This is a genomic window from Salinisphaera dokdonensis CL-ES53 (genome assembly GCF_040361215.1).
Classification (GTDB): domain Bacteria; phylum Pseudomonadota; class Gammaproteobacteria; order Nevskiales; family Salinisphaeraceae; genus Salinisphaera; species Salinisphaera dokdonensis.
Map to the genome: position 1 here is coordinate 1,188,676 of NZ_APND01000001.1, position 20,284 is coordinate 1,208,959.

Annotated in this window: 17 protein-coding genes; 9 read left to right on the forward strand and 8 right to left on the reverse strand. The window is 63.9% G+C overall.

Annotation, left to right across the window (positions count from 1 at the left end):
- The first annotated feature begins 77 nt into the window (after positions 1 to 77).
- Positions 78 to 665, forward strand: a complete 588-nt coding sequence (locus SADO_RS05645; protein WP_353109917.1) for a hypothetical protein — start codon at positions 78 to 80, stop codon at positions 663 to 665.
- A gap of 211 nt (positions 666 to 876) precedes the next feature.
- Positions 877 to 1,602 carry a DsbA family protein gene (locus SADO_RS05650; protein ID WP_353109918.1) on the forward strand — a complete coding sequence of 242 codons (726 nt, stop codon included), beginning with the start codon at positions 877 to 879 and terminating at the stop codon, positions 1,600 to 1,602.
- Between the two features lie 20 nt (positions 1,603 to 1,622).
- On the opposite strand, the gene SADO_RS05655 is transcribed toward SADO_RS05650, so the two are convergent.
- From SADO_RS05655 to SADO_RS05670, 4 genes are all read right to left on the reverse strand, one after another.
- A complete protein-coding gene (locus SADO_RS05655; protein ID WP_353109920.1) occupies positions 1,623 to 3,110 on the reverse strand; it encodes a DUF3482 domain-containing protein in 1,488 nt (495 codons plus the stop codon).
- Positions 3,111 to 3,117: 7 nt separating this feature from the next.
- Entirely contained in the window at positions 3,118 to 4,566 is a 1,449-nt protein-coding gene (locus SADO_RS05660) for a DUF2868 domain-containing protein (RefSeq protein WP_353109922.1), read from the reverse strand.
- A gap of 184 nt (positions 4,567 to 4,750) precedes the next feature.
- The gene (cydB, locus tag SADO_RS05665; RefSeq protein WP_353109923.1) at positions 4,751 to 5,758 is read right to left on the reverse strand and encodes a cytochrome d ubiquinol oxidase subunit II; all 1,008 of its coding nucleotides are present in this window, start codon (positions 5,756 to 5,758) and stop codon (positions 4,751 to 4,753) included.
- Positions 5,758 to 7,149, reverse strand: coding sequence for a cytochrome ubiquinol oxidase subunit I (locus SADO_RS05670; RefSeq protein ID WP_353109925.1), 1,392 nt, complete (start codon positions 7,147 to 7,149; stop codon positions 5,758 to 5,760). Before SADO_RS05670 ends, cydB begins: the two co-directional genes overlap by 1 nt.
- A gap of 295 nt (positions 7,150 to 7,444) precedes the next feature.
- Between SADO_RS05670 and moaA the strand changes: the two genes are divergently transcribed.
- The 4 genes from moaA (at position 7,445) to SADO_RS05690 (ending at position 11,770) form a co-directional block, all read left to right on the forward strand.
- Positions 7,445 to 8,473, forward strand: a complete 1,029-nt coding sequence (moaA, locus tag SADO_RS05675; RefSeq protein WP_353109926.1) for a GTP 3',8-cyclase MoaA — start codon at positions 7,445 to 7,447, stop codon at positions 8,471 to 8,473.
- A gap of 7 nt (positions 8,474 to 8,480) precedes the next feature.
- A complete protein-coding gene (locus SADO_RS05680; RefSeq protein WP_353109928.1) occupies positions 8,481 to 9,545 on the forward strand; it encodes a pentapeptide repeat-containing protein in 1,065 nt (354 codons plus the stop codon).
- Positions 9,546 to 9,597: 52 nt separating this feature from the next.
- On the forward strand, positions 9,598 to 10,071 hold the full coding sequence (ybaK, locus tag SADO_RS05685) for a Cys-tRNA(Pro) deacylase (RefSeq protein WP_353109930.1): 474 nt from the start codon (positions 9,598 to 9,600) through the stop codon (positions 10,069 to 10,071).
- A 268-nt stretch (positions 10,072 to 10,339) separates the two neighbouring features.
- Positions 10,340 to 11,770, forward strand: a complete 1,431-nt coding sequence (locus SADO_RS05690) for a sodium/glutamate symporter (RefSeq protein ID WP_353109931.1) — start codon at positions 10,340 to 10,342, stop codon at positions 11,768 to 11,770.
- A 45-nt stretch (positions 11,771 to 11,815) separates the two neighbouring features.
- On the opposite strand, the gene ligD (SADO_RS05695) is transcribed toward SADO_RS05690, so the two are convergent.
- From ligD (SADO_RS05695) to SADO_RS05705, 3 genes are read right to left on the reverse strand one after another with little or no spacing between them, the layout of a single operon-like run.
- Positions 11,816 to 12,691, reverse strand: coding sequence for a non-homologous end-joining DNA ligase (gene ligD, locus SADO_RS05695; RefSeq protein WP_353109933.1), 876 nt, complete (start codon positions 12,689 to 12,691; stop codon positions 11,816 to 11,818).
- Positions 12,688 to 13,707, reverse strand: a complete 1,020-nt coding sequence (gene ligD / locus SADO_RS05700; RefSeq protein ID WP_353109935.1) for a non-homologous end-joining DNA ligase — start codon at positions 13,705 to 13,707, stop codon at positions 12,688 to 12,690. The genes ligD (SADO_RS05695) and ligD (SADO_RS05700) overlap by 4 nt, the downstream gene beginning before the upstream one ends.
- Entirely contained in the window at positions 13,691 to 14,317 is a 627-nt protein-coding gene (locus tag SADO_RS05705; protein ID WP_353109937.1) for a DNA polymerase ligase N-terminal domain-containing protein, read from the reverse strand. The genes ligD (SADO_RS05700) and SADO_RS05705 overlap by 17 nt, the downstream gene beginning before the upstream one ends.
- A 163-nt stretch (positions 14,318 to 14,480) precedes the next feature.
- On the opposite strand from SADO_RS05705, the gene SADO_RS05710 reads away from it, so the two are divergent.
- Positions 14,481 to 14,924, forward strand: coding sequence for a nucleoside deaminase (locus tag SADO_RS05710; protein ID WP_353109939.1), 444 nt, complete (start codon positions 14,481 to 14,483; stop codon positions 14,922 to 14,924).
- Between the two features lie 275 nt (positions 14,925 to 15,199).
- Entirely contained in the window at positions 15,200 to 16,162 is a 963-nt protein-coding gene (locus tag SADO_RS05715; RefSeq protein WP_353109941.1) for a glycosyltransferase, read from the forward strand.
- 10 nt (positions 16,163 to 16,172) lie between these two features.
- Here SADO_RS05715 and SADO_RS05720 read toward each other — a convergent pair whose 3' ends face one another.
- The gene (locus tag SADO_RS05720) at positions 16,173 to 18,242 is read right to left on the reverse strand and encodes an ATP-dependent helicase (RefSeq protein WP_353109943.1); all 2,070 of its coding nucleotides are present in this window, start codon (positions 18,240 to 18,242) and stop codon (positions 16,173 to 16,175) included.
- Between the two features lie 306 nt (positions 18,243 to 18,548).
- Between SADO_RS05720 and SADO_RS05725 the strand changes: the two genes are divergently transcribed.
- On the forward strand, positions 18,549 to 20,249 hold the full coding sequence (locus SADO_RS05725) for a methyl-accepting chemotaxis protein (RefSeq protein ID WP_353109944.1): 1,701 nt from the start codon (positions 18,549 to 18,551) through the stop codon (positions 20,247 to 20,249).
- The last annotated feature ends 35 nt before the right edge of the window (positions 20,250 to 20,284 follow it).

Sequence of the window (20,284 nt, forward strand, 5' to 3'; positions counted from 1 at the left end):
ACGCCCGCTTTTCAGCTTTCGTTCAGCCTCGGCGTCTACCATCAGCGCCAAGTTTCTGAGAAAGAAAGGATCCGACCATGGCGATTCGAAAGAAAAGCGCTATCGCATTGACCGGCATCACGCTCGCGGCGACCAGCAGCTTCGCGCTGGCCCAGCAGCAGCCGGACGGTCTCTACTCCGCTGACCAACTGCTCGATGCAGAGGTCTACATGCAGGGCTCCGACAAGAGCGTCGGCGAGATCGACGATGTCGTGCTCGACAACAACATGAGCATCAAGTCGTTCGTGATCGAGACCGAGAACGACTTTGGCCTCGACGGAAAATCCTATGTCGTGCAGCCCGACCAGCTCAGTGTCGAAACCCTGCAAGGCGACAAGGCCACCGAGCCGGAATACCGCATCACGCTGAAGGCCGAAGGCCAGGAACTCAGCGGCTATCCGGTCTACAACGACACGTGGTGGAACACCGGCCAGACCCAGGCATCGGACGCCTGGGAGCAGACCAAGGAATCGGCCAGCAACGCGTGGACGCGGATCAAGGAAGGCACCAACGACCTGATCGACAGCACGCGTGATGCCACCAACGACGCCGCCGATGACACCGGCGACGCGGCCGAGAATGCGGCCGACGAAACCGAGGACGCTGCAGACGACGCGGCCAACTGATCGCCGGCAACAAGGTGACCAGACAAAGGGGCCCTAGGGCCCCTTTTTTTGGCCCCTCGTTTTGGGTGGCTCGCGATCAGCGCCGGCCTGACTATCCAGGCTACGGGCCCGCCGGTGAACGATTGGTTCGAGTACGCTGACCCGCGCCGCCGCGCACGGTATGATCCCGGCCTGCTCCCCGATAATTCCTGCTGGCCCAAGGAGTCGCAGCATGAGCCCACAGAACACCGGTCGCTCCAGTTTGTTTGGCGCGCTGTTTGTCCCTGCCCTGATCCTGGGTGGCCTGATCATTCTCGCGATTCTCGTGATGACCTTTAGCGGCGGCGACAGCGGCTCGAGCCGATCGGCCAGCAGCGACAACGTGCGCACGCTCGATGCCAGCACCATCACGCGCTTCGAGAACGAGTTCGACGCCATCGGCGAAGCGGTCGGCAGTGCCGATGCGCCGATCACCATTCGCGAGTTCGCCGACTACCAGTGCCCGGCCTGTGGTGCCTTCGCGCCGACGGCCAAGCGTATTCGCGACGAACTCGTCGACTCCGGCGACGTGCGCTTTGTGTTCTTCGATTTCCCGCTGCCGATGCACGCGCATGCCCGCCAAGCCGCCGTGGCGGCACGCTGTGCCGCGCGTCAGGACAAGTTCTGGACGTATCACGACCGCCTGTTCGACAGTCAGCGCAGTTGGTCGCAGGAAAACGACCCCACCACAATGTTCCTCGACATGGCCGTCGAAACCGGCGTAAACGCCGACCGTCTGGAACAGTGTGTCGCCCAAGGCGGCCCGGACGAAGTCATCGCCCGCAACCTCGAGGCCGGCAAGGCCATCGGCCTGCGCGCCACGCCCACCGTGATCGTCGGCAACCAGATGTTCTCCGGCGTGGTCGGCTACGAGCGCATCCAGCAGGCGATCGACGAGCAGACGAACGGCGGCGAATAACCGCGCCAGATCAAGCGCGGCTAGAGGTCGCGCTCGATCGTTTCCAGCGTCTCCATCAGCGCGGCCCAGGCCGCGCTGTCGCGCTCTGTGTCATCGCGATCTCCGGCCACGGCCCGGAACCAGCGCGCCAGCGCCTTCTGACGATCGCCCGGCAGCTGTCGGGCAATGCTTTCAGTGGTCACGTCACCGCCCAATGCGCCATCGCCCCGGCGGGCGTGTGCGCGCGACAGAATCTGGCGGTAGCGGATCAGGATCGAATCCAGCAGCACCCAGGAAAAGTTGGCGTTGCGCGGCGGCCCGAGCGTGACCCGGCGTCCGCCAAGCGGCCCAACCCGCGCGAGATCGAGCTTGAGCGTAGGAATCGCGTCGCCCTTGAAGAAAGCCAGCGCCCCGCCGCCGATACCGCCGAGCAGCGCACCGATGCCCAGCGAGTGCCCCAGCGTGGCCGCATCGATCCCGATGCCCGCGCCCGCGCCCACGGCTGCCCCCAGCCAGGTGAGCTGCTGACGTGTGAGCCCCAGCCGACGCCAGGTTTCGTCGCTGGCCAGATCCAGATCCTCGCCAAACCCGGCCATGGCCTGCGCCTGTACCGAGGTGTGGCGATAAATGCCGAGCAGCGCATCCGCCGTCTCTCGCTCCAGCGTGCTGACGCGAGCGAAATAACGGCGGCTGGCGTGCTGGATCGCTTCGCGGCGAGCGGTCGCCGGCGCGGGGCCGTCTTCGGCGTAATGGGCATTCTCACGCAGACGCAGCGCGGCGCGGAGAAAGGATTGAACATGCTCGGCGGCCTGTTCGCGGCGCTGCCGCCATTCGCTTTCGAGCAAGTCCATCGTGGCGTCGAGATGATCCCGATCCCGCTCGTCGATCTGGTTGAGCGCGGCCAGCAGATCGCGCCGGGCCGCAAACCGTGCCCGATGAGCATCGAAGGCACGCACCAGATTGAACGCCTTGCCGAGATGCTCGCGCCAGGCGGCATCGTGGGCCGGCGTGTCCGCGCCGCGCTGGTTGAGCAGGGCCAGCCGCGCCCGGCCGGTAAAGCGCAGGATCTCGATCTCGGCCAGAAAGCTGTCGTAGACCGGTACGCCGGGATCGACCACGTAGAGAATGCCCGCGCCTTCCAGCAGCGGCTCGAGCAGCCGGCATTCGTCTTCAAACCGCTTCGTCTTGCGCGACTGGGTCACAAAAGCGCGCAGCGTGTCGAGGCCGGGTGTACCGCCGGCCTCACCGTGCAGGGCACGGATCGCGCGCAGCGCTTCCACCGGCTGCTGAAAACCGGGCGTATCGATAAAGCGCAGCCGCTCTTCGCCGTCGAGCACCAGCGACAGGCGCTGGCAGCGCGTGGTTTCGCCCGGCTCGGGCGAGATACGGATAACGCGATCGTCGTCTTCCTCGAGCAGCGTCGCCAGCACCGCCGACTTGCCCATATTGACCTTGCCGACCACGGCAAAGCACGGCACCGCGTCGGTTACCCAGGCGCCGGCCGATACCGCATCGTTCTTGGGACGCATCGCCATCTCAGGTGCCCGGCGCGTAGCCCACGATTTCGGTCGCAGGATCGCGCAGGCCGTCGATGAAGGCGGTCCAGCGGCGCAAATGATCCGCATCAGGCACGGCGGGCGCGCCTTCGGCACGCGCCAATACCAACCAGGTGATCGGCGTGCGCAAGCCCACGGCGCCCCGCACGCGCTCCTGCAGCGATCCGGCCTGGCGTGGCGACAGACCCCAGTCCTCGACCAGCAGCACGACATGATCGGGGTCCGCGGCCAGCGCGGCGTCGGCGGCCTGTTCTTCGGTCTCGTCGAGCACACCGATACGGTGTTCGGCCTGTGGGTTCACGCGCAACGCGCGCAGCAGAAAACCGCGGATATCGCCGGCCCGAATACCGCTGCCGCCGACATCCAGCACGAGCGCACCATCGGTCACAGGTGTCGCGACCGCGCCGCGTTCGACACTTGCCAGTCGGCGCCAGAGTTCGCGATGTCGCGGCGCCTGGAAATCCAGTCGTGCCAACGCGCGCCTTTCGACCAGCGCATAGCCGGCGATCAGCAGCAGCCGGGGCAGCACGCCCCACACCAGCAGCGACATGAGCAGGAACCGCCACCAGGCCGCGGTACTCGCCGACGTGCCACTCACTTGGCGGGTGTCGGAAACATGGCGCGCACGGCTGGCCTCGATCTGGCTTGCGTCGGGCACCGCCTCGGGCCAGACCGCGCGCCACGGCGTGGCGATCAGCGTTACGGAAGACTGCACGAGCGACCCGGTCTGCGGCGTGGCCTCCCAGTAGAAACGCACGTCGAAAATCATCAGCGATCCGACAAAGGCGAGCACCAGCCCGATATTGAAGCCGAGCGCGCCGCGCTGCAGCGAGCCGGCCAGCGCCGCCTGTAGCGCGCGCCGCGGCTGGCGACTATCGGCCAGGCGGCTCTGCCAGTCGACGGGAGTGCCCCGGGACGCGCTGTCCGTCGCAGCCGCGCCCCCGCCCTGGACTCGGCGGGCCAAACGATCGATCGTCTGCAATGCCCGCGTCAGCGTCGCCCGGCGCGCACCGCCGATCATTCGCACGCCGAGCCAAAGCACGAAAAACACCCAGGGCACGACCAACGTCAACGCGAAAAACACGACGACGTGCACGCTCTGTGCCGGCCCTGCACACAGGCCGACCACCAGCCCTGCGCCCGCGAGGCTCATGACGAGACAAAGTACGAGGCGCAGCAGGCCGAGCCCTTGAGTCCATGCGCGGCCGGCATCCAGCCGGACCTGTGCACGACGATGATCGAGCCAGGCGCGCAGTCCGTCGCGCCGACGGGCCGACTCGTCACCGCGTCCGAGCGCCGGGCGGATGTCGCGCGCGAACACGAGCCGGTCGCCGGCCAGCGTGTCGTCGTCCACGCGGGCCAGCACCGTTTCGAAATCGATCAGATCGGCCAGCGTCCAGCGCCGGCCCGCGCGACGGGCAGCATTCATGCGCCTATTAGAACATCGCGCCGATGCGCTGCGTCTCGAAGCTAGTGTTCGAGCACGAAAAAGATCACTTCGCGGAACACATAGGCGGCCGTGCCCCAGACCAGCAGGCTGGCGGCGCCGATCCCCACGAACCACAACAGACGGCGTCCGGTTTCATTCATGACGACTCCGACTTATCCGGCAGCTAGTGATAACCCATGTCGCGGGTCACCTTGCCGCGAAAGATCCAGTACGACCACGCCGTATAGAACAAGATGAACGGCAGCAGGAACGCCAGCCCCACGATCAGAAACATCTGGGTTTCCGGCGGCGAAGCCGCGTTCCAGATCGTTAGATGCGGCGGAATGATATGCGGCCAGAAGCTCGCGGCCAGCCCGCCGTAGCCGATCACGAACATCGCCAACGACAGCAGGAACGGCCAGTACTCGTGGCGACGGATCACGCTCCAGTAGAGGCAATAAGACACCACGATCGCCGCAATCGGGAACGGCACCAGCAGGAACGCATGCGGAAAGCCGAACCAGCGCTCGGCATAGTTACCGTCCAGGAACGGCACATAAATGCTCACCAGCGCCATGAACACGATCACCGCGGTCAACAGCATGCGGCTCCACCCGTAAGCCCGCTGCTGGAGCATCCCCGTCGTCCGCATCACCACCCATGTGGCGCCAAGCAGGGCATAGCCGGCGACCAGCGCTGCGCCGGTGAGCATCGTGAACGGCGAGAACCAGTCGAAGGCACCACCGACATACTGGGCCCCGTCGGCCTCGATGCCCTGCACGATCGCGCCCAGGGTCACGCCCTGGAAGAAGGTCGCCAACACCGAGCCGAGAAAGAACGCCGTGTTCCAGCCGAACTTGCGCCGCGCCTTGAAACGGAACTCGAAGGCCACGCCGCGAAAGATCAACGCGATCAGCATGCCGGTCAGCGGCAGATAGAGCGCCGGCAGCAGCACCGTATAAGCCGGCGGGAAGGCCGCAAGCAGCGCCACGCCGCCGAGCACCAGCCAGGTCTCGTTGCCGTCCCAGATCGGCGCGACAGAATTCATCATGATGTCGCGTTCGGCCTCGCCGTAGGCCACGCCGGACAGGATGCCGATGCCCAGCACGAAGCCATCCAGCAGCACGTACATGATCACGCCAAAGCCGATGATGCCGAACCAGATCAGCGGCAGGATTTCGACCGTACTCATCACTTGTCTCCCACCGGCTCATTCGGATACGACAACGGCCGGGCCGGCGTCGCATAAGGATCGGGCACCGGATGCGCAGGCGCCTTCTCGGGCCCGGTACGCACCACGCGCACGATGTAATACAGCCCGGCGCCAAACACGATGCCGTAGACGATTACGAAGGTGATCAGCGTCGCCGCCACGCTCGGTGCCGCCACCGGCGACAGCGAGTCGGACGTGCGCAACAGGCCATAGACCGTATACGGCTGGCGCCCGATCTCGGTGGTGATCCAACCCGCCAGCACCGCGATGAAGCCCGAAGGAATCATCGCCACGAGATAGCGGTGATAGAGGCGCGAATCGAACAGTCGGCCGCGAAATGCCAGCCACAGGCCGAGCATGCCGGCAATCAGCATGAGGATGCCCAGCCCCACCATGATCCGGAACGAGAAAAAGATGGGCACGACCGGCGGACGCTCGCTCTCCGGGAAATCCTTGAGCCCAACCAGCTCGCCGTTCCATTCGTGGGTGAGGATCAGACTGGCGAGATTCGGCACCGCGATCTCGAAGTGGTTGGTTTCGTTCTCGGCATCCGGCCAGGCGAACAAGGCCAGGGCCGCGCCCTCTTCAGTCTCCCAGTGGGCTTCCATGGCCGCGATCTTGGCCGGCTGGTATTCCAGCGTCTTCAGGCCGTGGAAATCACCGGCGACGATCTGCAACGGCGTGACTATGGATACGAACGCCACACCCATGATCAGCATCACGCGCGAGGCCTCGTGGGCCGTGCCCTTGAGCCGATACCAGGCGCCGACCCCGAGGATCACGAACGCCGTGGTCAGGAAGGCCGCCAACACCATGTGCACCAGCCGGTACGGGAACGACGGGTTGAACACGATCTTCCACCAGTCGACCGGGTAGAAAATGCCGTCGCGCAGCTCGAAGCCATCCGGCGTATGCATCCACGAATTCGCGGACAGAATCCAGAAGGCGGACAGCATGGTGCCGATCGCGACCATCGCGGTCGCGAAGAAATGCAGTTTCGGGCCGACCTTGTTCCAGCCAAACAGCATGATCCCGAGGAAGGTCGCCTCCAGGAAGAAGGCCGTCAGTACCTCGTAGGAAAACAGCGGCCCGAGCACGGGTGCCGTGGCTTCCGCGAACACCGACCAGTTGGTGCCGAACTGGAAGCTCATGACGATGCCGGAAACCACGCCCATGCCGAACGACACGGCAAAGATCTTCACCCAGAAGTGATACAGCCGACGAAAGACATCGCGCCCGGTAAACAGGTGCATGCCCTCGCACATCGCCAGCCAGCTCGCCAGACCGATGGTGAACGCCGGGAACAGGATATGAAACGACACCACGAACGCGAACTGTATTCGCGACAGGATTTCCGCATCTAGCACCATCGACGACTCCTGCAAACCCACCCTGGCAATGAGCGGCGACGCCGACAAACGTCGCGCGACTGACTCTACTACGAAAGTAGTATGCCTTTTGTTGCGGTCGGCTGCCGATTCCAGCGCGGCGTCGAAACCACAATAGCCGGGCCGCATTCTGGCACCGGGAACAGCCAGGCACGAACAAGACCGCTTACCCGCGGGCCGGGTCGCAGTGCCCTTAAACGCGCCTCGGCTTGAGACTGTCGCGCGTAACCCCGATTATGATGCTATTGCTTTCGCGACCCGCGAACCCGATCGACCGATGACCACCGTCACCGACACCTTTGCGCGGCCACTGCAGGATCTGCGGATCTCGTTGACGGATCGCTGCAACTTTCGCTGTACCTACTGCATGCCGCGGGAACTGTTCGGCAGCGAGCACCTGTTCCTGCCGCGCCGCGAGCTGCTCGACTTCGACGAGATCGAGCGCCTCGCGCGCATCGCCGCGAGCCTGGGCGTACGCAAACTGCGGCTGACGGGTGGCGAGCCGCTGCTGCGGCGCGATATCGACGTGCTCATCGCGCGTCTGGCCGCGATCAACGGCATCGACGATATCTGCCTGACCACCAACGGCTCGCTGCTCACCGAAAAACGCGCCCGTGAACTCAAGGCTGCCGGCGTGAACCGCGTGACACTCAGCCTCGACGCCATCGACGACGACGTTTTCAAGGCGATCAACGATGTCGGCTATCCGGCCTCCAAGGTGCTCACCGCCATCGACAACGCCAAGGCGGCCGGCCTGACGCCGGTGAAGGTGAACTGCGTGATCCAGCGCGGCGTCAACGAAGACCAGATCCTGCCGATGGTCGAGCACTTCCGGCACTCGGGCGTGGTGCTGCGTTTCATCGAATTCATGGACGTCGGCACCTCCAACGGCTGGCGGATGGAAGAAGTCGTCACCGCGCGCGAGGTCGTCGAGACCGTACGCACTCGCCACGCCATCAGCCGCCTGCCGGCGAACGTGGCCGGCGAAACCGCCAATCGCTGGATCTTCGACGACGGCGCCGGCGAGATCGGCATCATCGCTTCGGTTTCCCAGCCTTTCTGCGGCGGCTGCAGCCGCGCGCGCCTGTCCGCCATCGGCGAACTCTATACCTGCCTGTTCGGCGTGCACGGCCGCGACCTGCGCACCCCGCTACGCTCAGGCGCGACCGACGACGAACTATGCGACCTGCTGGCCGGCATCTGGCAAGCGCGCGACGACCGCTATTCCGAACGCCGCGGCGAGGAAACCGAGCGCCGCCGCGGCAATGCCGATGGCAAGGTCGAGATGTCGTATATCGGCGGTTAGGTTTTTGGTGGCCAAATCGTCCGACATGGAAATGTTAGCGCGAGGCGCAAGCGCCTGGAACCAATGGCGGTCGGCTCATTCCCATAGTCCCGTCGATCTAAGTGATATCAGCTTTTTTGAAGTTGGCTCGGATGGAAGCCAGTTCATGTTTCCTGAGTACGACGCATACAACTTTTCGCGGTGCAACCTAAACAGGGCATCCTTAAGGAACTGCACTTTCATCGACTGCGATTTCTCGGAGAGTCATCTGCATTTTGCAGATTTAGTCGATTCCCTGCACCAGCGTTCAAAATTCTGTGGTGCTGGCCTGAACGTTTCTAAAATTGGGTCAGCGGAATTTATCGGGTGCGATTTCAGTGATGCGAAGCTTTCATATTGCACCGCAGAAGAGGCGAGCTTCGTAGGTTCGAAACTAATTCGTACCCAAATGGACAACATGAGCCTGGTCAAGGCCGATTTCTCGAACACAGTTATAGACGGTGTATTCGTATATGGCACGTCGACCTGGGATTTGAAGCTCGATGGTGCGACTCAGCAGAACATCTACATTTCTTCCGAAAACCTAACAATCACCGTCCCTGATTTGGAGCTGGCCCAGTTCATTGCGTTGCTAATCCGAAATTCGAATATAAGAAAAATAATTGACACAATCACGTCTAAGGTTGTTCTTATTCTTGGCAGGTTCACTCCAGAACGAAAAGCCATATTGGATGAGATCAAGGTTGAAATTCAGGCTCACGGTTTTTTACCGGTACTGTTCGACTTCGAAGGGCCGGAATCTCGTGATTTGACTGAGACCATAATGACGTTGGCTTCGATGTCACGTTTTGTCGTAGCGGATATTTCTGGTGCCAAGAGCGTGCCACAAGAACTAGCCGCCATCGTGCCGCACCTTCCCTCGCTCCCAGTACAGCCGATTATTCAAGATGGTGAGCGGGGATATGGAATGTTCGAGCATTTTGAGCGTTACCCTTGGGTGCTTGAGAGGCTCGTCTACACGTCTGGTGATGTTGGGGCGCTCGTAGAAAGCGTTGTTAATAACTGTGAAAGGCGCCGTGCAAGCGGAGCCTAATCCCTAGACCACAGCCGCCGTGAATTGGTTATCGGCTTTTAGAAACCCTCTAATGACACCTGCCACCCGCCTGCTCGACCAGCACGCCGTCGACTATCGCCTGCACTCGTACCAACACACCGCCGCGAACAGCGATTACGGCATCGACGCCTCGGCCCAGCTCGGCGTGCCGGCAGACCGGGTTTTCAAGACACTCGTGGCAGAGCTCGACAGTCACGAGCTGGTGGTGGCGATCGTGCCGGTATCCGGCCGGCTGCATATGAAAAGCCTGGCGAATGCCGCCGGCGCCAAAAAGGCGTTCATGGCCGAGCGTACGAAGGTCGAGAAGACCACGGGCTATGTGCTCGGCGGCGTCAGCCCGCTGGGCCAAAAGAAGGCGCTGGCCACGTTCATCGACGCATCCGCGCACGCATTCGAGACCATCTTCATCAGCGGCGGTCGCCGCGGACTGGAAATCGAGCTGGCGCCGGATGACCTGGCGAAGCTGACCGGCGGCCGTTTCGCCGCTCTCGGCGAACACGCCTGATTAGTGCGACATTGCCGCTGAAACCCACCGGCGGCACGGAAAATGCACGACTTCTGCGACGACCCGCGCCGGGGCATCGGCGTAATGTCGGGCTTCTCAATCGCGCTAAGAACAGGCTTACTGTAGGGGTACGCGGGGGATCGCATACGACGAACACAAGCCGGATTGTTATAACGCCCGCCAAACAGTGCTTCGCCGCTGTAGCGGCGGCTTTTAAGATGTACGGGTTTCGATCCGGCCGATCGCGACACCGAATTGGGGATAGATTATGAGCGCCGACCAGATAGGTTTTTCCCTGCTCATGCTTGCGGTACTTCTGTACGCGGGCAAATGGGTTCGCATGAACTGGCGACCTGCGCAGCAGCTGTTCCTGCCGGCATCGATTCTCGCCGGCGGCATCGGCTTGATCCTGGGCCCCGGCGTACTCGGCGCGCTCATGCGCCTGGTCGGCGGCGAGGACGCGCCGATGGCACAGGGCGCCATTCCGGAATCCATGCTGGATATCTGGAGCGACCTGCCCGGCCTGCTCATCAACGTGGTGTTCGCCACCCTGCTGCTCGGCGTGCCGCTGCCGAAATGGAAGCGCGTATGGAGCCTCGCGGGGCCGCAGCTGGCCTTCGGCGTGACCCTGGGCGCTGGCCAGTACGTGATCGGTATTCTCATCGCCGCGCTCATCCTCGCGCCGTTCTTCGGCCTGCCGCTGATGGCAGGCGCGCTGATCGAGATCGGCTTTGAGGGCGGCCATGGTACCGCCGCCGGCCTGCAGAGCACCTTCGCCGATCTCGGCTTTGAAGACGGCGCAGATCTGGCGGTCGGCATGGCCACCGTCGGTGTGATCTCGGGCATCGTGTTCGGCATCATCCTGATCAACTGGGGGGTGCGTCGCGGCAAGAGCGCCGTGCTCGATAAGAGCGTGGACAGCATCCCGCATCACCAGCGCCGCGGCCTCGTGGCCGAAGACGAACGCCCGATGTCGGCCGGCGGCATGACGGTACGCTCGGAATCGATCGAACCGCTGACGCTGCATTTCGGCTTTATCGCCATGGCGATCCTTCTCGGCATCGGCATTCTCGAAGGCATGACCTGGATCGAGAGCGTGACCTGGGGCGCGGGCGAAGACGGCATCGAGCTGCTCGGCGCGGTGCCGCTGTTCCCGCTGGCCATGATTGGCGGCCTGATCGTGCAGCAGCTGCTCACGCGCTTCGACAAGCACGACCTGCTCGACCGCGACCTGATGGTGCGTATTCAGGGCTTTGCACTGGACCTGCTGATCGGCGCGGCGATCGCCAGCCTGTCGCTGACCGTTATCGCGGACAACTTCGTGCCCTTCCTGTTGCTCGGTGTTGCGGGTATCGCCTGGAACGTGGGCATGTTCCTTTGGCTGGCTCCCAAGGTGATCCCGAAATACTGGTTCGAGCGCGGCATTGGCGATATCGGCCAGTCCATGGGCGTGACCGCGACCGGCCTGATCCTCATGAAGATCGCCGACCCGGACAACAAGACCCCTGCGTATGAAGCCTTCGGCTACAAGCAGATGGTGTTCGAACCGTTCTTCGGCGGTGGCCTGATTACCGGCCTGGCATTGCCGATCATCTACAACTTCGGGCCATGGCCGTTGTTCGGCGTGATGCTGGCGCTGGTGGTGGTGGGCATCGGTTCCGGGCTGTTCTACTTCGGGCGGCTCAAGCAGGAACCCTAGGCCATACGAACGCGGGCCCGGCCAACCAGCCGGCCGTGCCCGCGCTCATTCCGCGCCGAGCTTACGCTCGGCCTTCGCCAGACTCTGGCGCTGGCGCTCGATGTCCCGCCATGGGCACTCGCGCTGCGCGAGGCGACGGAAGATATTGCCCAGATGAAAGCGCTGCGGGCCGATCTTCGCATCGCCGAGTTCGTGCCAGTCCAACGGCGTCGCGATCGGCGCGCCGGGTTTCGCGCGTAGCGAATACGGCGCGATCCCGGTTTGTGCATAGGCATTACGCCGAATATCCAGATACAGCCGGCCGCGGCGCTCGTCCTTGCGATGGGCCGTGGTGAACTCGTCCGGGTACGCCGCAACCAGCTGCTCGGCGATTCGCTCGGCAAACCCGCGCACGCTTTCGAAATCGGTCCTGCGATCGAGCGGCACGGTAACGTGCAGCCCCGACGAACCGGTGGTCATGACAAACGGCTCAAGACCCAACTGTTCGAGGCGTTCCCGCACGGCACGGGCTGCCTTGATGACCACGGGAAAGTCGTCGCCCGGCGGGTCGAGATCAAAGATCAGCCGATCGGGACAATAGGGCTTGTCGACGCGCGAGAGCCAGACGTGGAAGGCAACGGTGCCCTGATCGACGAGCCAGGTCAGTGTGTCCGCGTCGGGGGCCAGCGCATGGGTGATCTGCCCGTCCTCCTTGTCCATGGTGGCCCGCTCAATCCAGTCCGGATAATGCTCCGCCACGCTCTTCTGAATGAAGTTCACGCTGTCGATTCCGTCCGGGAACCGGTGCAGGGTCAGCGGTCGGTTCTCGATATGCGGCAGCATGTGCGGCGCGATGCGCTGGTAGTAATCCGCGAGATCAGCCTTCGTATAGCCGGCACCAGGAAAAAAGACCTTGTCGGCGTTATCGATCTCGATACTCATGCCAGACTCTGAGGCTGTTCGCGCACGACATCCTGCGCGTCCTTGTCGTCGCGTTCGCCCAGATAGCTGGGATGACGCAGCCGGCCGTCAGCCGTCCATTCGGTGAATGCGAACTCCGCGACACGCTCCGGCGTGACCCAATGCACGCCGCGGCCACCCGGCGGGTCGATAAAGGGCGACGTCTTGCGTTCGATACGCTTGAGCGCGCGGTGCAAACGCGCCAGTTCGGCGTCGTCGAAACCGGTGCCCACACGGCCTGCATAGCGCAGTTCGTCGTTCTCGTAGTAGCCCACCAACAGGGCGCCAAAACCACTCCGCGAGCCTTGCGGATCGGTGAAGCCGCCGATCACAAGCTCCTGGCCCTGGCTGCACTTGAGCTTGAGCCAACGCCTGGAACGGCCGCTGCGATAAGGACTGTCGGCCTGCTTGGCCAGAATGCCTTCCCAGCCCTTGCGGCGCGCTTCATCCAGATAAGCCTCGCCGCTGGCATTACGGTGCGCGGTATAGCGAAGCGGATCGTGGAACACGAACTCGCTGCGCAGCAGCTGCTTGCGTTCACGCAACGGCACCCGCCGCAGGTCGAGGCCGTCCAGCCAGGGGCAATCGAAGATATAGAAATAGACAGCCACGCCGCTGGCGCGCGCCGCGTCAGGATCGCCAATGCCGGCGCGCTGCTGCAATCGCGCAAAGCTGGTGACCTTGCCGTCGAACGCCACGACCTCGCCGTCCAGTACAAAGCGACGATGCGGCTGGCTCGCAAACGACTCGACGAGCTCCGGGAAGTGGGCGTTGCGCGGCTGACCGTTGCGCGTGAGCAGTTCCACATGACCCGCGTCGCAGAAAACCAGCAGACGGATCCCGTCGAGCTTGCGCTCGAATATCCATTCATCGTCCGAAAACGGCGTGTCTGAAAGCGTCGCCAACATGGGTTCGAAATGACGCGGCATACGAGCGCTGCGTGCTGCATCGGCCACAGCGTCCGGCAGGCTCTCCTGCCAATCAGCGGCCGCCGTCATGGCCGGCCTCTTCCTGTTCGATCTCCTGTTTTCGACGGCCGCTCAGAACCGATGCCGGCTGCGTTTTCACCGGATTACGGCGCGCATCGGCGTCGCCGTCGTCCATCTTCACGAGCAGCCACTGCCGCTTGCCATTCTCGGTTCGAAAATGGGTAAGCGAATAGCCGCCGGACAGTTTTTCTCCGGCCAACTGCACAGCGAGATGGCCGTCTTCGAAACACTCGATCAGGCTCTTCTCGATCTCGCCATTCTCGTCGCGCTTGGCATTCTCGAATGTACCGGTGTCCCAGACCAGCACCGTGCCGCCGCCATACTGCTTCTCGGGGATATGGCCCTCGAAACGCGCATAGTCGAGCGGGTGATCCTCGGTTTCGACAGCCAGACGCTTTTCACGCGGATCGGTGGAGGGCCCTTTCGGCACCGCCCAGGATTTGAGCACGCCATCGATCTCGAGCCGAAAGTCATAGTGCAGCGTCGATGCATCGTGTTCCTGGATCACGAAGATCGGCGCACCGCCGGTACGCGGCTTCGCAGCGCCGCCATGAGGCTCGGGGCTGCGATCCGGATCCCGCCGGTCGCGATAGTTCTTGAGCTTGGGGTCCTTGGCCATGGCGTGCGGATCTCCCGAGAGGGCGTCAAACCCTGATGTAGCCCGATCTGCCGCCCTCATCGAATCCGGATAACTACGCATCACTACCCAGAAAAAGCCCAACGCAACTCGCCGCCAGCCCTGCGACCGCCTAAAATCGCGACTTTGCCCTTTGAGTCATGCCATGAACGACGAGTACTTCATGTCCGCCGCGCGCAAACAGGCCCAGAAAGGCCGCGACGAGGGCGGCGTGCCGATCGGCTGCGTACTGGTCAAGAACGGCGAGATCGTAGGCGCCGGGCATAACCGTCGCGTACAACGCGATAGCGCGATCCTGCACGCCGAAATGGACGCGCTCGAGACGACCGGTCGCCAACCCGGCACGTTCTACAAGGACGTCACGCTCTACACCACGCTCTCGCCCTGCGCGATGTGCAGTGGCGCAATCCTGCTCTACGGCATTCCAAGCGTTGTGATCGGCGAGAACGTCAGCTTCATGGGTGAAGAGGCGCTACTCGCCGAGCGCGGCGTGACCATCCGCGTACTCGACGACCCGGGCTGCCGCACGCTGATGCAGGATTTCGTCAGCCAGCGCCCCGATCTCTGGCACGAGGATATCGGCCGCTAGCTCGCCGACCCGCCGGCTACTCACTGACAGTCGCGGGTAATATTGATTTCTATGTCAGTTTTCAGTTAGCTGTGCCAAAAGATTTCGTTAAGCCATATGAGATCTTTCAGTTCATAGGGTTACATTAACTCCAGGACGAACGTGCGCGCGCAATATGCCGCTACCAAACCGCTGCCCGCGTCGCTAAATGCCGCAGTCGTCATATTTTCGCAAGAAACGGAACGCATTCTTGAGCTTGCGGTCTGCAACAGCAGACGTGTTCAAGGAAAACGCTTGTGGCTTACACCGGAAACACCCCGAACAGCGGCTTGTTGCGACGTGGCCGGCGCGCGCCGGAGTCGATCAGCATTATCGTGTCGTCCTATAACCAGCCGCGCGCGCTCGAACTGACGCTGCGCGCGCTGGCCGAACAGACCGTAAAGGCCGACGAGATCCTGATCGCCGACGACGGTTCGACCGACGACACGTTCGCACTTATCGACGCCTTACAGCGCCTCGACGGCCTGCCGCCGCTGCGTGTGCATACCCAGGCCGATCGCGGATTTCGCAAGACCGTCGCGCTCAATGCCGCGATTCTCGCCAGCCGCGGCCAGCAGCTCCTGTTTCTGGACGGCGACGTCATGCCGCCTCGCGACTGGGTCGCGCGGCACCGCGCGGTCTACCGACCCATGGGCTATGCCGTGGGCGATTACGCCCGGTTGAGCACGCGCCAAAGCGAGGCACTGTACGACCTGCGCAGGCACGGCGAGCGCCGTCGAACCGCAATCGAATCACTGGCTGCGGAACACGGCCGGCGGCTGTTCTGGCGCCACAGCAAGGCCTGTTTTCATATCGCCTGTCGCAAGCCAACGCGCCCGCGCCTGCTGGGCGGCAATTTCTCGGTCGACCGTGGTCTGCTGTTCGGCGTCAACGGTTTCGACGAGCGCTTTGCCGGCACGGGCGGCGAGGATTCCAATCTGCGTAACCGTCTCAACCGCTACGGCGGGCGCCCCACCAGCCTTGTACGCAGCGCGGTTGGCATCCACCTGAACCCACGGCTGGATATGCCGGCGTACGAGCGCAATCGCGCCAGCTATCTCCACAGCCCGATGCGCCACGAAACCACGGATCGACGCGCATTGCTCGGCCTGGCCGAACGAATGAACCCGGACGTGGCGCCGATTTCCATTGCACGCCCCGCGATCGGCAAAGACCGCCGCAAGGTGGCGGGCAGCACCTGGGCTGCGCGCCCCGCGTAATGCCGTCGGCCTACTGCCAGAGCGCCCGGGCGCCGGCGGCCAGGTCGATACGCGGCCCCGCGGCCACGCCCGATTGCGGTCCGCCGGCGGGCACCGTGCCATCGGTGACCGCCTCGAAATGCTGCATGACCGCTGGCGTGAGAAAACGACTGGTCGCGCCATAAACATGGCGGTCGCCGTGGCGATGCTGCTCGGTGACGTAATAGCGCAGCGGTGACACGACTTCCAGCGCGTTCTTCGCCCGCGTAAACGCCACATACATCAGCCGCCGCTCCTCATCGAGCGCGGCATCGCTGTCGGCCGAGTATTCGCTGGGGAAAGTGCCGTCGGCGACGTGTAAAAGATAGACGCTGTCCCATTCCCGGCCCTTGGCGCTGTGTACGGTCGAAAGCACGAGATAATCCTCGTCGAGATCGGCATCGTCGTTGTGATCGCCGGTCGCCGATGGCGGATCGAGCGTGAGATCGGTCAGAAAGGCGGCCCTGTCGGCGTGCTGGCCGGCCATGCGCACGAGATCGTCGATATCGCCGGCGCGGGCCGTGGTCGGCGGCTCGAAGCGCTCGTCCAGCGTCGTCTTGTACCAGCGCGCCAGCGGTTCGATTCCGCCCGGCCAAGCTGAGTCCGCGGCATCGGCCAGCTGGCCGGCGAGCACCTGCCAGGCGTCGCGGTCGCCGCGTCCCGGTCGAAAGGTTTCCAGCGCGGTGAGTGAATCGTTCTGTGCCTGCAGATGCTCGAAGGTCTTGCGCGCCGTACCCGGCCCGATGCCAGGCACGAGCTGAAACACACGATGCGCGGCAATCTCGTTGCGCGGATTCTCTGCCAGGCGCAGCAAGGCCAGCAGGTCCTTCACGTGGGCGGCCTCGAGAAACTTGAGCCCGCCATACTTGCGAAACGGGATATCCCGCCGGATCAGCTCGATCTCGACATCGTTGGCGTGATGCGCGTTGCGAAACAGCACCGCCTGCTGCTTGAGCTCGACGCCGGTCTCGCGACGTTCGAGGGCCCGATCGACCACATAACGCGCCTCGTCGACGCTGTCGCGTACGGTGACATGGCGCGGCATCGCACCCGCGCCACGGGTGCCGAACAGGTCTTTTTTATAGCCGGCAGTGGCTTCGCCGATCAATGCATTGGCGGCATCGAGAATCGCGTTCGTGGAACGATAGTTCTGCGCCAGCGTCACCGTTCGACAGCCCGGGTAATCATTCGCGAAGCCAAGGATGTTGGCCACTTCGGCCGCACGAAACCCGTAAATCGCCTGGGCATCGTCGCCGACCACGCACAGCCCGCGCCCTTCCGGACAGATGCGCTTGAGAATCGCGGCCTGCAGCAGGTTGGTGTCCTGGTATTCATCGACCAGCACGTGATCGAAACGGCCCGCCACCTGCTCGGCCAGCTCGGCGCTTTCCAGCATCATCGCCCAGAACAGCAGCAGATCGTCGTAGTCGAGTGCGCTTTGTGCCAGCTTGCGCTCTGTATAGGCGGCGAATAATTGCTTGAGCGCGTCGTGGTGGTTTTCGCACCAGGGATAGCGCGCCGCCAGCACCGCGGCGAGCGTGTCGCGCCGGTTGACCACCTGCGAATAGATGCCCAGGCAGGTGTCCTTGCGTGGGAAACGGGTCTTGCCGCGGCCGAGATCCAGACTTTGCCGGCAGACGTCGAGCAGATCGGCGGCGTCACCCCGATCGAGGATCGAGAACTGGCTATCGAGACCGAGCTGTTCGGCATGCTCGCGCAGCAGTCGCGCGCCCATCGCGTGAAAGGTGCCGGCCCAGGTCAATGTCACGCCCTGCCCCTTGCGTCCGCGCGCGGCCATGGCCGCCTCGACGACGCCGTTGGCACGGCGGCTCATCTCGTCGGCCGCGCGGCGCGAAAACGTCAGCAGCAGGATCCGGCGCGGATCGACGCCGGACAGAATCAGATGCGCCGCGCGATGCGACAGCGCCTGGGTCTTGCCGCTGCCCGCGCCGGCGATCACCAATAGCGGGTCGGCATCGAAACGCCCGTCGATGGTCACGCCGTGGGTCACGGCTTCGCGCTGGGCGGCGTTGAGGTCTTCGAGATAGGCGGTTTCCAACATGCCGCGAGGCTAGCCCCGCCGGTGGGTCATATCGCGACCCTGCCAGCACAGCGCTTCTTGCCCGCGACGATGCGCCACGGACCGTGCACGCGCTCCGGACCGCATACAACGGCGCATACCTTGCGGCTTTTCAAGCGCCTTGATCGATAGCCTTAAGCGATCGCAGGCCCGGCATACGAGCCGGCGCAGAACCGCAATCGACTGATTGCAAGCCATCCTTTACGGCCCGGCGGCGCGTAGCCGGGGTTTCTCAAGTTCCGAGCCGGCACAGCCGATGGTTGGCCTTATCCGCCGGGAGGATTCGTCATGCAACGCTGGATTGGACTGCTGCTGTCGCTTGTTTTCTTGCTGGCCGCCCTGGCCGTCGCCCGTTATGTCGAAAACGACTGGGCGATCCATGCGGCCACCGCGCTGGGCCTGCTGGCCGGGCTGAGCTTCGACCGGCTCGGGCGTATTCATGCCGGCAACGAAACCGGCCTCGAGCGTATGGGCACCTTCGGACTGTCGGCGCCGGGCCGCGATTATCTGTCGCTGCGGCGTATGGCGCATCGGCTGGTGCGGCGCGGCGGACGTACGGCGATCGCCTCGGCCGAGGTGTCCCAGCACGCCGACCGCCTCGCCGGCCGGCTGACCGAACAGGATGCCGTGGTGCGCGACGCCGTTTCGCGCATGGAATCGATTACCGCCGCCATCGAGCAGGTCTCCGCCAGCGCGAGTCAGGTCTCGGAACTGGCCAGCCGTTCGCGCGGCGCCAGCCAGAACAGCCGCGACGCACTCGAACACGTGATCGTCGAGATGTCGGCACTGGCCCAGCGTTCCGAGGAAGCCCTGGACATGCTGGAGACGCTCAGCAAGAAGACCGACAGCGTGCGCAGCGTCACCGGCCTGATCGAGGAAATCGCAGAGCAGACCAATCTGCTCTCGCTCAACGCCTCCATCGAGGCTGCCCGGGCGGGCGAGCACGGCCGCGGGTTTGCGGTCGTTGCCGGCGAGGTACGCGGGTTGGCGCGGCGTACCGCTGATGCCACCAAGCAGGTCGAATCGCTCGTCGAGGAGATCGGCGCCAGCAGCCAGAAAGTCGTCGACAACATCGGCCACCTGATGCGCCGCGTAAGCGAGCGCGCAACGGAGGTGGAATCTGTCGGCGCGCAACTCACGACCATGAGCGAGGATTTCGACACCGTCGATACCGAGATCGCCGGCATCGCGGACGCGATGACCGATACCCGCGGGCACGGCCGCCAGGTGGTGCAGACGCTCGGCACCCTGCAGGCACATATCGTCGATGGCAATCGCGACATGCATGCGCTGGCCGAGCAGGCGCAGTCGCTGATGAGCGCCGCCGAGGCGGTCGAGGGCGAGCTCGCCCAACAGCGCCTCGACAGCCGCCACCAGCAGGTCTATATCCAGGCGCGCAAGGCCGCGGATGCGATCGGCAAACTGTTCGAGCGCGCGATCAAGACCGGCGAGCTCTCTGAGGCCGGGCTGTTCGACAGCCGTTACGAGCCGATCGAGGGCACCAACCCGCCCAAATACCGCACCGCCTACGACAGCTTCACCGATCGCCACCTGCCGGCGATCCAGGAGCCGATCCTCGAAACGCTGCAGGCCGCCTACGTGATGGCCTGCGACCAGCGCGGCTATATCCCGACCCATAACCAACACTGCAGTCAGACGCTGACCGGCGACTACGAAACCGATCTCAAGCACAGCCGCCACAAGCGCATCTTCGACGACGCCACCGGCTCACGCTGCGGCGCGCATACCGAGGCTCTGCTGGTGCAGACTTACAAGCGCGATACCGGCGAGGTGATGCACGACCTGTCGGTGCCGATCATCGTCGGCGGGCGTCATTGGGGCGGTCTGCGTATCGGCTACAAGCCCGAACCACAGACAGCGCCTGCCGAGGCCGCGCCGCAGGCGGCAGCAGTCGCCGCGCCCGCTGCACCCGTCGCTCCCGCATTCGGCAGCACCCTGTCGCAGGGGTTAAACTACGCTACGAAATAAGCGCCCGTGTTCCGCGGGCGCGGCAAAACACGAGG

Bases quoted from the DNA above. Each gene is read 5' to 3' on its own strand.
- SADO_RS05645 (WP_353109917.1), top strand. From the start codon at position 78: ATGGCGATTCGAAAGAAAAGCGCTATCGCATTGACCGGCATCACGCTC.
- SADO_RS05650 (WP_353109918.1), top strand. From the start codon at position 877: ATGAGCCCACAGAACACCGGTCGCTCCAGTTTGTTTGGCGCGCTGTTT.
- SADO_RS05655 (WP_353109920.1), bottom strand. From the start codon at position 3,110: ATGCGTCCCAAGAACGATGCGGTATCGGCCGGCGCCTGGGTAACCGAC.
- SADO_RS05660 (WP_353109922.1), bottom strand. From the start codon at position 4,566: ATGAATGCTGCCCGTCGCGCGGGCCGGCGCTGGACGCTGGCCGATCTG.
- cydB (WP_353109923.1), bottom strand. From the start codon at position 5,758: ATGAGTACGGTCGAAATCCTGCCGCTGATCTGGTTCGGCATCATCGGC.
- SADO_RS05670 (WP_353109925.1), bottom strand. From the start codon at position 7,149: ATGGTGCTAGATGCGGAAATCCTGTCGCGAATACAGTTCGCGTTCGTG.
- moaA (WP_353109926.1), top strand. From the start codon at position 7,445: ATGACCACCGTCACCGACACCTTTGCGCGGCCACTGCAGGATCTGCGG.
- ybaK (WP_353109930.1), top strand. From the start codon at position 9,598: ATGACACCTGCCACCCGCCTGCTCGACCAGCACGCCGTCGACTATCGC.
- SADO_RS05690 (WP_353109931.1), top strand. From the start codon at position 10,340: ATGAGCGCCGACCAGATAGGTTTTTCCCTGCTCATGCTTGCGGTACTT.
- ligD (WP_353109933.1), bottom strand. From the start codon at position 12,691: ATGAGTATCGAGATCGATAACGCCGACAAGGTCTTTTTTCCTGGTGCC.
- ligD (WP_353109935.1), bottom strand. From the start codon at position 13,707: ATGACGGCGGCCGCTGATTGGCAGGAGAGCCTGCCGGACGCTGTGGCC.
- SADO_RS05705 (WP_353109937.1), bottom strand. From the start codon at position 14,317: ATGGCCAAGGACCCCAAGCTCAAGAACTATCGCGACCGGCGGGATCCG.
- SADO_RS05710 (WP_353109939.1), top strand. From the start codon at position 14,481: ATGAACGACGAGTACTTCATGTCCGCCGCGCGCAAACAGGCCCAGAAA.
- SADO_RS05720 (WP_353109943.1), bottom strand. From the start codon at position 18,242: ATGTTGGAAACCGCCTATCTCGAAGACCTCAACGCCGCCCAGCGCGAA.
- SADO_RS05725 (WP_353109944.1), top strand. From the start codon at position 18,549: ATGCAACGCTGGATTGGACTGCTGCTGTCGCTTGTTTTCTTGCTGGCC.